Origin of the sequence: Pseudoalteromonas sp. SWXJZ10B, assembly GCF_015864475.1 — a bacterium.
GTDB lineage: Bacteria > Pseudomonadota > Gammaproteobacteria > Enterobacterales > Alteromonadaceae > Pseudoalteromonas > Pseudoalteromonas arctica.
Map to the genome: position 1 here is coordinate 152,496 of NZ_JADYXD010000004.1, position 12,707 is coordinate 165,202.

Consider the following 12,707-nt stretch of genomic DNA (forward strand, 5'->3'; position numbering starts at 1 on the left):
ATGTTAAGCCACGTTGACGAAAACGGCCAAGCGAATATGGTTGATGTATCGCTCAAAGACGTAACCCTGCGCGATGCCTCAGCTGAAGCTTTTATTAGCATGAGTAAGCTTGCCTTTGAGCAAGTAATGCTTAATCAAAACAAAAAAGGCGATGTGTTAGGAGTGGCACGTATTGCGGGTATTCAAGGCGCTAAAAAGTGCGCCGATTTAATTCCGCTTTGTCATCCGCTTGCACTTACTAAAGTCGCTGTTGATTTTGAACTTGATGAAGCAAACAGCCAAATTAAAATAACCAGCTACTGCAAACTTGCCGGTAAAACCGGGGTCGAAATGGAAGCGCTAACGGCGGTATCTGTGGCTAGCCTTACTTTGTTTGATATGTGTAAAGCAGCCGACCCACTAATGGAAATTAGCGGCATGCGCGTTACTCAAAAAGCTGGGGGCAAAAATGGCAGTTGGCAACGCGATTAATCCAAACGATGCTATATCTAGCGCCGGAAAAGTAGAGTTATTGTTTTTTGGGCAACTAAAAGAGCGGTTAAAGTGCAGTAAATTAAGCCTTGAGATTACGCAGCCGCTTAGTATTTCAGAGCTTAAATTAAGATTAGTTAGCCAATACCCGCATTGGCAACCGTGGCTGGAGGAGCGTGAGCTACTTGCAGCGCTTAACCAAACTATGTCATCAAGCAACGAAATAGTGAAAGCAGGGGATGAGCTTGCCTTTTTCCCGCCGGTTACAGGTGGCTAATGAGCATACATATTCAAGTACAAACTGATGATTTTAATGTAGGTGACGAGCACAATGCGCTTTGTAGTAATAATAAAAGCGATGGCGCTGTTGTCACCTTTACAGGTTTGGTAAGAGAGTTCAGCAGTGGCGACAACGTTATTGCACTTGAGCTGGAACACTATCCTGGCATGACCGAGCAACTGCTTCAATCTATTGCAGAGCAAGCACAAACTCGCTGGCAATTGGCGCGAATATGCATTATTCATCGCGTTGGTTACTTAGCACTTGGCGAGCAAATTGTATTTGTAGGCGTGACCAGCCGCCATCGCCAAGCCGCGTTCGAAGGCGCACAATTTATAATGGATTATTTAAAAAACCACGCCACGTTTTGGAAAAAAGAGCACTTTAAAGACTCATCAAATTGGGTTGAGTTTAAACAAAGCGACAAACAAGCGTTGGGCAAGTGGGAAGGGTGATAAAAATATTTAATTATTTACGTTCAGTAAAGGCTTTACAGCTCGATAATAAATAACTTATGTAACTCTTAGTTTGCGTGTGAAGCCTGCGTTTTTCGTGTTATAAATCAGCAATATTAGATTGTTAGCTCGACCCAAGTCTGGAAGACATATGCGCACATCAAAAATGTTATATTTTACAATATTATTACTTGTTCTACTTTCAGCTTTTCTTGCTGTATGGGTATATGATTTAAAAGAAGGTAAAGATTTACTAAGCTTTACCATATCAACAGTAAGCTTTTGTATAGCCGTATTAGCTTTATTTATTACTGTTAGAACATATACATCAATTGATAGTGTAAATAACATTAGTAAAATGGAAGGTAACATTTTAGATAATGAAAATTACGTAACCTCACTTCCAGAGTTAATTAATCAGTTTAAATCCCAAGATGAAAATACACTAGAGAAAGAAATTTTTGACTCTATTGAGCATAAACTAAAAAAAGAGTCAGAAACCGCCGTTCTTTTTGCCGATACCCTTCAGTATATAATTGACCTAATTGTTTTATTTCCAGCTGTTTTTAATGCATCAGAAACTAACAAAGTGCTTTATAAAAAGCGTATGGATACAATTTTGTCAGAAGTCGATAGGCGCTGTGAAATATTGCACTCGGTGAGTAAAGGTAATTCAATTCAAATAACGGAAACAATAAAGCTATTTAAAGCTGTTGTGTCTTACCAAAGTTTTGTAGCTGATGATAATTTTAATATTCATGCAGACTTACTTCATGTGAGAGGTCCAATTCTTCGTAATCCAGTTACAAAAACCATTTACCATAATTACCTAGGTTTGTATTACAACAAAAAAGGCATGCATTTGTTACGAGAGTCGCTAAATATGAACTCTGTAGATATTTTGTCGATTGATGGTTTAGAGCTGGCTCAAAAAAATATTAATACCATAGAGCCATCAATACTTGAAGAAGTAAGTATGTATCTTAAATCTGCCGCTGAGCAGTTTGATAAAGCACTTAAAGTATCTAGCGAAGATGTTATGTGGCCTGGTTTTATTAATTACAATAAAGCTCGAACGGTGTATTTTTTAGCTTTACTATCAACTACAGAGCTTAATTGGTTAGGTATTCTCGACGAAGCAATAGAGTCTCGCAGCAGGTTAAACCGATTAATTGACGAAATTTTGATGATAGACAGATCAAAACCAGACGATATAGTCAGTACACATTTAAGAGAATTTTTTCTGTATCAAGAAGAGTTAGCACGTACAGTGAAATTAAATCTTTTACTGTCGAATAATCTAACCAGACAAAATAATGCACCTATTATATATAAAGGGATTAATATCTCTGATATATCAAACGAAAAACTAACTGACTTATTTGTTTCAATACAAAAGTTTTCTACAGTTAGTATTTACCAAGAAAAAATCATAAGTCGACTTAAGAATAACCTCGCTGTGACAAACTAACAAAGCTTCAGCGAGAAAGTAGGGGATATACTATTTTTACGGCTTTTTTCTCATCATAAAAAAGCCACCTACCTATGCATGAAAAGTCATAGCAAGAATAAATGGCTCTTTATTAAAATGTTTTTTGGACTGAGCTTATTTTATTACACTTTTCCAATGCTCACATCAGGCATTAAATTGAGCCTGTTATGGATAGCATGATGGATGAAAGATAACTTAGTTCGCACCGCTTGAGTTAGTACAAATGGGTAGGCATCGGCAAGTCCCATGCTGCGATTTAGTGAATTTAGAATAATCGAAAATTCCATCCAAGTATCTAAAATAGCATCAATCGATGTTTGTGAATTAAAGTAATAAGCACTTTGTGGCAATCTAAGCTCGTCTGCTTCATCTAATTCAAACTCATTACCTGTTGTTGAGCCTGTAATTGAAAAGTTTTTGGCTGTTTCTAGCGTATCGATAATATGCATGTAATGCGCCCATGTTTCTGCCCAGTCTTCATAAGGGTGCATAGTAGCGTATTCACTAATAAAGGTTTCATGCCAGTTAGCTGGCGCACCTTGCTTGTAGTGAGTGTCGAGCGCTTGCTGGTAATCTAATTCGTCATCACCAAAATATTGCTTACATAAAGCATGTTTTTTTGGTGAATTTGCAATTAGTTGATCAAAATAATAATGACCAAGTTCATGGCGAAAATGACCAAGTAAAGTCCGATAACGCTCACCCATTGCTATTTTAGCTTGTGAGCGTGCTACGTCGTCTGCCTCGGCTAGGTTTATAGTGATATGTCCGCAATCGTGTCCTGTAAATACAACGTCTTGACCTATAATAGGGCTTACAAAGTGATCGCTTACGTTACGGTCTGCTATAAAATCGAAGCTTAATCCGCTTTCAGGTTCTTGAATCGTTGTATTTAAAGGGAGTGATAATGACTTTAATGTATACAAAGCGCGACGTTTTGCTGTCTCCATTTTTTTCCATAATGGAATATGTTCAACAATACTTAAATCGGGCACAGTTTCATTAAAGCGACACGAAAAACACAGCACTTCGTCTTTATCGGCAACGGGTATAAATGTATCTAAATTAACCATGCCATTGCATACGTGATACTGAGCGTTGTTATCACATTTTTTATAAAAAACTTCAGGCGCTTCTGCTTTGTAAAATAGCCCCGATTGTTCATCAATTTCATAGGGTTCAACTTGGTCGAACTCATCATCAATACCCACGGTTCTGCCACAAGCCAAACAATGGCTGCTTTCAAAAAATAAAATAAGTTGATCTGTGCAATTACATTTAAATGTTTTCATATGTTACCGAATAAAAAGAGACTGTATAAACCACTTTTAGTTAGCGTTATGCTATTTGAGGATAGTAGTTAAATCCTTTTTAATAGTTCAGACTTTTTAATATTAAATTCATCATCACTAAGCGCATTAGAGTCGCGAAGTTGTGCTAGCTTCTCTATAATCTGAAGCGTTTCGTCTACCGAATATTGCGCTATTGTATTATTAACAGGTGCTTCAACTTGGTTTGGTGTTAACGATGCAAAATTCGGCTGCGTTACTTGCTGCGTAAAGTCTTTTTGAGGAGCCGGTGGCGTTTGTCCTGAAATTAATGGCAGAGTATTAACATTAATTGTTCCCCACTGACTGTTAAATGTAAGAGAGGTATTATTGCCTTGCTGTTGGCTCACTCCACCAATATTGTGATCTAGCGTGTCGTATACGCTCACTTGTCCATTTAATTCAACGGCTAAGCGATTAGGGAAAATAGCGTAGCGAATATTATTTTGCGCTCCACTACTAAATGGGCTGCCTAAATTACCTGGCCACCATTGATTGCTGCCAGGCGTTCCTGCGGGAATAACCGGAAATATTTGATTATTATTTAATACATTAGCGAGTTCGTTGCATAAGTTATCAACGGTTGATTTTAAGCCGTTGTTAAACATATCGCCAACCATAGTCATTCCGCCGCGCATCCATTGACCAGAACCACCAAGCTCTGGGCAATTAAACTGAGCCATAGAGCCACCGCCGTTATTAACGCTTACTAACATATGTAGTACTGCATCGTGGCTGAGGTTATAACGAGATGCTATACCATTAACTAAGTTTTCACCGACATCCGTTAGCTTTTGCATAAGAAAATATCCTATTAGGTAGATTGGGTTGATTTAAAAAATCTTAAATACGCTAGGGCGTGTTGATTTTTTGGATTGAAATTTGTTCAATCTAGGGGCGATTTAATCGCGGCGCGAGGTTTGTAACCTAGTGGGCTAAGTAAAAACCGAGCAACAAAGAGTCAATCGTCCCTAGAAAGAACCCAAGGGCAGCGCATGTTTGGCATTTATGCTGCGTTATCGCCTATGTATAGGGAACAACCATACATCATAGACTCTGCCTTGCTTAAATACCAAACACACTGCTGCAAATTCAACCACCAAAGATCAACACGCCCTAGTGCTGCATTACCTTTAGCATTGATGATAATGAAAAATTAACAGGTTAGTGAGGTGTGCTGGTTTTTCAAATTGGACGTGTTCTGTTTTGTTTGAAATTAAAACACACCACTGTAAAACTAATCTTTAAAACAAGCATCTTTGTATTAAAAGTTGCTTGTTTTATCTCATCGAGATTGTTAGTTTTACTGTAACGTAAGCGGTTAAAAATCGATCTAGTATAGCACCGTTACTTACTTTAACAGCAGCTTTATTGTGAACTATTTCTTACTATTTAATGATTATTTTTAATGATTTTTAAACTCTAAATAAATACTTTTAATTATAACCGTTTAGCGTTATAAATAACGGAGTAAGTATTTTGAAAAATTAACTTTATTTGTTTTATTTCAATATTTTAAATTAATTAGCTTTAATTGTAAGTTATTTTAAAGCACTATTTTGGTGCATTTTCTGCACCATTAAAAATCTAAAATTGATGGTTTAAATTACACTAAGTTTACTATTTATTGAATTGGTGTGTTTTTCCTATTAATTAGGTCAAAACCTTTATGCATAACGTTGCTTTGTGCAAGAGCCGCGAGTGGATGAACAGTACTACTTAAGCAAGTCTTTTGGTATAAAAATTGCACAAGTGAATTAGTCCAAATAATATTTTCAGCGTTATATTGTGGCCATACATTATTAAAGGGGAATTAATAGATGACAATTACAGTTGGGATTTCGCACCATACTCAGTATAAATACGATCGGTCAGTTAATATGGGGCCGCATATATTCCGATTACGTCCAGCGCCACATAGCCGTACAAAAATTAAAAGTTATTCTTTAAAAATAGTTCCAGAAGATCATTATATAAATTGGCAACAAGACCCTTTTGGTAATTACCAAGCGAGGGTGGTGTTTAACAAGCCAACTACCGAATTTAGTTTTACAGTTGATTTGGTCGCCGAACTAACGGTTATTAATCCTTTTGATTTCTTTTTAGAAGATTACGCCGAAAACTTCCCGTTTGTTTACGATGCTATTTCAAAGTCAGAACTCACTCCTTATTTAAAAAAACGCAAAGCCAGTCCAAAATTTAAAGAATTAATTGAATCTTTAAACCCTAAAGAGCCGCTTAGAAGCGTTGATTTTTTAGTGGCTGTTAATCAAGCTATTTATGAATTAGTAGGTTATGGCATTCGTTTAGAACCCGGTGTGCAAACGGCAAACGAAACAATAAGTAAAAAAACAGGTTCGTGTCGTGATTCTGCTTGGTTGTTAGTACAATTGTTTCGTCATTTAGGGTTGGCATCTCGATTTGTATCGGGTTACCTAGTACAGCTAACCTCAGATCAAAAATCACTAGATGGCCCAAGCGGTCCAGAAGAAGACTTTACCGATTTGCATGCATGGACCGAGGTGTATATTCCGGGTGCAGGTTGGATAGGGCTTGATCCTACCTCGGGTTTATTTGCTGGTGAAGGTCATATTCCATTGGCGTGTACGCCAGAGCCAAGCTCGGCAGCGCCGGTAACCGGCGGTATAGACGACTGTAAATCGGAGTTTAGCTTTTATAATAAAGTAACGCGTGTACACGAAGACCCACGTGTTACTAAGCCTTATTCTGAGGCGCAGTGGGCGGCAATTAACCGCTTAGGTCAGCACGTTGACAATGTTTACAATGAAGAAAACATACATTTAACTATGGGTGGCGAGCCTACGTTTATTTCTATTGACGATATGGAACATCCTCAGTGGAATACTGATGCCGATGGTAAAGAAAAAAGAATATTAGCTCAAAATTTATTTGTAGAAATGAATAAAGTATACACAAAAGGTGGCTTTACTCATTACGGACAAGGTAAATGGTATCCGGGTGAGCCATTACCACGTTGGCAATATGCGTGCTATTGGCGCAAAGACGGCGAGCCTTTATGGCAAGATGCTGCACTATTAGCCGATCCTAATAAAGATTATAAATTTGATCATACCGATACTAAAAAGTTTGCTGATAAACTGTGTGACTCACTTGGTCTTGAAACCAAGGCACTTACTACGGCTTATGAAGATTTTTTATATCACATGTGGCAAGAAGCCTCATTACCTACCGAAATAAAGCCAGATCAACCAGAACTTCTCCATGCAATGAGCCGAAAAGGCTTTTTAGCTAAAATGGATAAAGGCATAGAAAAGCCTGTTGGCTATGTTCTACCTTTAAAATGGAACGATAGTAAAAACTGTTGGCAGTCGTGTACGTGGGAGTTTAAACGGGGTCATTGTTTTTTATTACCGGGTGAATCACCACTTGGTTATCGCCTACCTTTAGACAGCCTTGAGTGGAGCGGCAATATTATTGACCGCGACCCATTTGATATTCCAGAAAATTTTACCAAAGCTAAAAAGCTTAAAAAGGGCTTTATTGGTAAAGAAATGGTTAAAACTGCGCTTGTAATGGAAGTGAGAGAGGGGCGTTTATATATATTTATGCCACCAACAAGTCATTTTGAACATTACATGGGTTTAATAAGTAGTATAGAGAGTGTGGCTAAAGAACTTAAAATGCCGCTTGTTATTGAAGGCTATAGCCCACCTAAAGATAGCCGCGTAGAAAAATACGCTGTAACGCCAGATCCAGGTGTTATTGAAGTAAATATTCATCCTTCAACATCGTGGGATCAATTAGTCAGTCGAACTACAACGTTATACGGTTTAGCAAAAGAATGCCGATTAGGTACCGATAAGTTTATGGCAGATGGTCGCCATACTGGTACTGGTGGTGGTAACCACGTAACGCTTGGTGGCGAAACACCTGAGCAAAGCCCATTTTTACGCAGACCTGATATTTTAAGAAGTTTTATTACCTATTGGCAGCATCATCCTGGTTTGTCGTATTTATTTTCGGGGCTTTTTATTGGTCCTACAAGCCAAGCGCCGCGAGTGGATGAAGCCCGTGATGAAGTTTTATACGAGCTAGAAATTGCCTTTTCGCATATGCCCGAAGGTGAGGTGCCTGAACCTTGGTTAGTTGATAGGTTACTGCGTAATTTATTAGTGGATTTAACGGGTAATACACACAGAGCAGAGTTTTGTATTGATAAGCTCTATTCACCCGACTCAGCCACAGGTCGTTTAGGGATTGTAGAATTTAGAGGTTTTGAAATGCCTCCACATTCACAAATGAGTTTAGTGCAAATGCTACTGTTGCGTACTTTACTTGCTTGGTTTTGGAAAAAACCTTACCACAAGCCATTAATACGTTGGGGTACAGAGTTACACGACAAGTTTTTATTACCACAATATGTAGAAAACGATTTAGCTGAAGTAAGCCGCGATTTACAACAGGCAGGTTTTCAATTTCAGTTAAGTTGGTTAAATCCATTTTTTGAATTTAGATTTCCGGTATGTGGCACGCGAGAACTTGATAACGTAACACTTGAGCTTAGAACCGCAATCGAGCCTTGGCATGTACTAGGCGAAGAGGCAAGTGCGTCGGGTACGGCGCGCTATGTAGATTCGTCATTAGAAAGAGTACAAATAAAAGTACAAGGAACAATGAGCGATCGCTATGTTGTAACGTGTAATGGTCGAAGAGTGCCGCTTAAACCGGTTAAAGGTAAAGCAAAAGATGAAATGGTCGCGGGTATACGATACAGAGCTTGGCAACCACCTACAGCGCTTCACCCAACTATTGGCGTACATGCTCCATTAGTTTTTGATTTAATTGATACGTGGGAAGGTCGTTCAGTTGGAGGCTTTGTATATCATGTGAGCCATGCTGGAGGTCGTAATCCTGAAACACTACCGGTTAATGCATTTGAAGCCGAAGGGCGCAGAGTTGCAAGATTTTGGGAGCATGGGCATACACCATCGTTACTTGCATCAGCAGAACCAAGCTGGAGCCCATCGGCGGTTACGCATAGTTTTCAATCGGCGCAAAGCGCAAGTGAATACGTGGTACCTGATGAAGAAAGTAGTAATCCTGATTATCCAAATACCTTGGATTTACGCAGGCAGCCTAACTTTAAATAATAATTGATAGTTGTGTCATTCCACTTTGAAATTATTTAAAGTGGAATGACTAAATATTTTTAAAGCATCATTATGAACACGGCTATTTACTATAAATTGGAGCGCTTTCAGCTTGTATATTAACAATAACGCGATGCCGGAATTGCCTGAGTGGTTGTCTTTATACCTTGATAAATCACATGGACATGATGAACTAGCAAACCACAGTGGTTTAAACCCAGACCATTGGGATACTTTATTTAAGCGTTTAGCTAGTCTAACAGCAGATGATGTTAGTAGCCGCGCTACAGAAATTAGCCAATTGCTACAAAATGGCAATATTAAAAATGAAAGCAATAAGCAGTGGCATTTTGACCCATTGCCATTTATGTTATCTAAAGCCGATTGGGCGTTGCTCGAAGAGGGAATAAAACAAAGAACCCTTTTATTAAATAAAATTCAGCAAGATATTTACGGTGACCAAACACTATTAGTTGATGGTCATATTCCTGCAAAGCAGCTTTTTCAAGACCCTAATTACTTACGCGAAGGTTTTAGTTTACCTAGTAATGAATTAACACTTTTTTTTACTGCATTAGATGTTTACCGCACGCCAACAGGCGAATTTAAAGTATTAAGCGATCATTGTCAGTGCCCGCTGGGCTTAGGGCTATTAATTAAAAGCCGTATTATTGCAAGGCGTGTAATGGCTGAAGAATTTGCCGAATGTAATGTTCAGCAAATTAAAGAATTTTTAAATTTATTCCAAGAGGGTATTAACGAATATACCCATTATATGGATGACCCACGAATTGTAATTCTTACCCAAGGAATTGATGACCCTAACTACAACGAGCATGCATTCCTATCTACCTACTTTGGCTATACATTAGTACAAAGCGCCGACTTAACCGTACGTGGTGGTGACGTTTGTTTAAAATCGTTACAAGGCTTGGGTAAAATTAATGTCATTTTACGCTGGGTTTCTGATCGTTGTATTGACTCTTTAGAGCAAACTGAATATTCACTTCATGGTATTCCGGGCTTATTACAATCGGTACGACAAGGGTCGGTTAAGGTTTTAAACCCGTTTGGTAGCGGTGTGCTCTCGTCACCTTCAATAAAGTGCAACTTAGAAAAGTTATCGCAGCAAATTTTAAAACAACCGCTGTTATTAGGTGAGCCAAATTATTTAAGTGTAAAAGAAGCGCAAGCCGTTGATTGGAATAACCTCGAACTACTATCTGCTATAGACCCTACACTCAAGTTAGATGGAGTGTTAGACGAGCAAGAAATAAAGCTACTTATCAGCAAAGAACCCGATAATTACTTTTTCCAAGAAAAACCTTCTTTTAGCAGTGCACCATTTTGGCATGATGGGCAATTAATCTCCAAGCCAGTGGTGTTTAGATGCTATGCATTAACCACAGAAAATGGCGTAGAAGTACTTCCTTCAGCACTGTGTTTTTCGAACGAAAAAAGTAACAACCCGAGAATATCTGGTTGGATCAAAGATACATGGATAAATACAGCCGATAGAGTTGATTTAGGCGAGCATAATCCACCGGTGCCAATTAGAAAAAGAATGGATGTAACGCTACTCGAAGGGGTTATTTCGAGCCGTACGGCTGAGCACCTTTTTTGGTTGGGTCGATACTTAGAACGCTGCGAAAACACCATACGTATTTTGCGTATTTTTATAGACAAGTACACCGAGTTTTCTGTTTACCCAGATTCAATACGAAAAAGTATAGTTGCACGGCTTTCTAATGCCATTAGGTCGCAGTATATTGTTTATCCCTATATAGAACCTGATTTAAAACTAGATGGCATTGATGTAAATCTGTCTAAAGAAACCGCCTTTCAACTCCTTGCAGACGAGCAATGCGCTGGCAGTATTATTAATACATTAAAGTACATTGCAAATGCGTCGGTGCAAATTCAAGAATTACTATCTCATGATAGCCGCCGAATAATTGATGATATTAATGAGCAAATTAAAGTATTTAAAAATGTAAATATTAATATTCCAACGCGTGCAATGCAAAGCAGCCTAGATAGAGTTATAGGCTCAATTATGGCTTTTAATGGCTCGATTACAGATTGTATGCCAAATAGTAACGGCTGGTTTTTACTCGAAATGGGCAGAAGAGTAGAGCGTAGCTTACAAATTACATCACTAAGTGCAGCTTTATTAACCAAAGAGTTAGACGAGCCCGAAGAGCTTGGCTTACTTGAAGCCGTGCTAAGTTGCCAAGTTAGTTTAGTTACGCATAAGCGCCGATACAGAATGTATCAAACCATTGGTACAGGGCTTGAGCTATTACTTTTAGATGCTGAATACCCACGTTCTTTATTATTTCAGTTAGAGGAAATTAATAAGTTGTGTAAGCATTTACCCACAAAACGCAGACAAGGCGTAATTGCGGCACACGAAAAAGCAATTTTACTGTCTAAAACAAGTTGTTATGTAACTGAGAAAGATTACCTACAAAAAAGTGAAAATGGACAACGTAACCAGTTAATCGAATTTAACCATAATACGCGTATGAACTTAGATACATTTTGTGATGTATTATTACTACAGTATTTTTCTCATACCCAAACGGCAAATAAATTGAACTGGACTAATATTGAGCAAGCTCAATCGTGAAATATAAAATAAAGCACTCGACTACATACAACTATTCAGACTTTGTTAGTTTGTGTCAAAACCAAGCGCGATTAACGCCAAAAACGAATCGCGGGCAAATATGCCACAGTAGTCGTGTAGAAATTGAACCTACACCGACTTACTTACAAACATTTACTGATTATTTTAATAATCAGGTAACAGCGTTTGAAATAGCAATACAGCATAAAAAACTTAAAGTAACGATGATCAGCGAGGTAGAACTGTTAGTCGGCGCTAATAGTAATTTAGAGAGCGTTGATATTGCTTGGCGAAAAGTACGTGATTTATTGGTTAAACCAAATACAGCGGAATTATTAAAAACGTCTGAATTTGTACTACCTTCACAGCTTATTCCAATAGATAAAGGAATTAAGGAATACGCATTAATTTCGTTTGATGCACACAAAAATATAATTTCTGCATGCAAAGATTTAATGGCACGAATTTTTCATGAATTTCATTATGATCCTGGTTTTACAACGATTAGTACGCCTTTGAGCACTGTTTTTGCACAAAAAAGGGGCGTTTGCCAAGACTTTGCACACTTTGCGCTTGCATGCTTACGCAGCGTAGGGTTAGCAGGTCGATACGTAAGTGGGTACATAGAAACCATGCCGCCAGAAGGCGAAGAAAAGCTAGAAGGTGCAGATGCAACTCATGCATGGTTTGCGGTATTTGTGCCAAACTTTGGCTGGGTTGATTTTGATCCAACAAATAATGTTTTACCACGCGATCAGCATATTACTCTAGCCGTAGGGCGAGACTTTTCTGACGTAACTCCTTTAAAAGGAGTGGTATTTGGTGGCGGTAGTCAATTGCTTGATGTAGCGGTTGATATGATTCGAACGGAATAGGCAGTTTAACTACGTCATATATTATGATGGATAAGGTGAAAG

9 protein-coding genes are annotated in these 12,707 nt (G+C 38.3%); 7 read left to right on the forward strand and 2 right to left on the reverse strand.

Going from position 1 to position 12,707, the window contains the following annotated elements; genetic code table 11:
* The 4 genes from moaC (at position 1) to I6F54_RS05720 (ending at position 2,677) form a co-directional block, all read left to right on the forward strand.
* A complete protein-coding gene (gene moaC / locus I6F54_RS05705) occupies positions 1 to 471 on the forward strand; it encodes a cyclic pyranopterin monophosphate synthase MoaC (protein WP_007585237.1) in 471 nt (156 codons plus the stop codon).
* Positions 449 to 748 (forward strand): MoaD/ThiS family protein, encoded by a 300-nt coding sequence (locus I6F54_RS05710; RefSeq protein ID WP_197140211.1) that lies wholly within the window; start codon positions 449 to 451, stop codon positions 746 to 748. Before moaC ends, I6F54_RS05710 begins: the two co-directional genes overlap by 23 nt.
* Complete coding sequence (moaE, locus tag I6F54_RS05715; RefSeq protein ID WP_197140213.1) at positions 748 to 1,206, forward strand: molybdopterin synthase catalytic subunit MoaE; 459 nt, start codon at positions 748 to 750, stop codon at positions 1,204 to 1,206. Before I6F54_RS05710 ends, moaE begins: the two co-directional genes overlap by 1 nt.
* A 151-nt stretch (positions 1,207 to 1,357) precedes the next feature.
* Positions 1,358 to 2,677 carry a hypothetical protein gene (locus I6F54_RS05720; protein ID WP_197140215.1) on the forward strand — a complete coding sequence of 440 codons (1,320 nt, stop codon included), beginning with the start codon at positions 1,358 to 1,360 and terminating at the stop codon, positions 2,675 to 2,677.
* Positions 2,678 to 2,820: 143 nt separating this feature from the next.
* Here the strand turns inward: I6F54_RS05720 and I6F54_RS05725 are convergent, their stop codons facing one another.
* Positions 2,821 to 3,990: a zinc-binding metallopeptidase family protein gene (locus I6F54_RS05725; protein ID WP_197140217.1), complete on the reverse strand. Its 1,170-nt coding sequence runs from the start codon at positions 3,988 to 3,990 to the stop codon at positions 2,821 to 2,823.
* 68 nt (positions 3,991 to 4,058) lie between these two features.
* Positions 4,059 to 4,826, reverse strand: coding sequence for an SHOCT domain-containing protein (locus I6F54_RS05730; RefSeq protein WP_166111424.1), 768 nt, complete (start codon positions 4,824 to 4,826; stop codon positions 4,059 to 4,061).
* Between the two features lie 1,020 nt (positions 4,827 to 5,846).
* On the opposite strand from I6F54_RS05730, the gene I6F54_RS05735 reads away from it, so the two are divergent.
* The 3 genes from I6F54_RS05735 to I6F54_RS05745 all read left to right on the forward strand — a co-directional run bounded on the left by I6F54_RS05735 (position 5,847) and on the right by I6F54_RS05745 (position 12,665).
* The gene (locus tag I6F54_RS05735; RefSeq protein WP_197118778.1) at positions 5,847 to 9,158 is read left to right on the forward strand and encodes a transglutaminase family protein; all 3,312 of its coding nucleotides are present in this window, start codon (positions 5,847 to 5,849) and stop codon (positions 9,156 to 9,158) included.
* Between the two features lie 112 nt (positions 9,159 to 9,270).
* Entirely contained in the window at positions 9,271 to 11,790 is a 2,520-nt protein-coding gene (locus tag I6F54_RS05740) for a circularly permuted type 2 ATP-grasp protein (protein ID WP_024611321.1), read from the forward strand.
* Complete coding sequence (locus tag I6F54_RS05745; protein WP_197140219.1) at positions 11,787 to 12,665, forward strand: transglutaminase family protein; 879 nt, start codon at positions 11,787 to 11,789, stop codon at positions 12,663 to 12,665. Before I6F54_RS05740 ends, I6F54_RS05745 begins: the two co-directional genes overlap by 4 nt.
* Positions 12,666 to 12,707 lie beyond the last annotated feature (42 nt).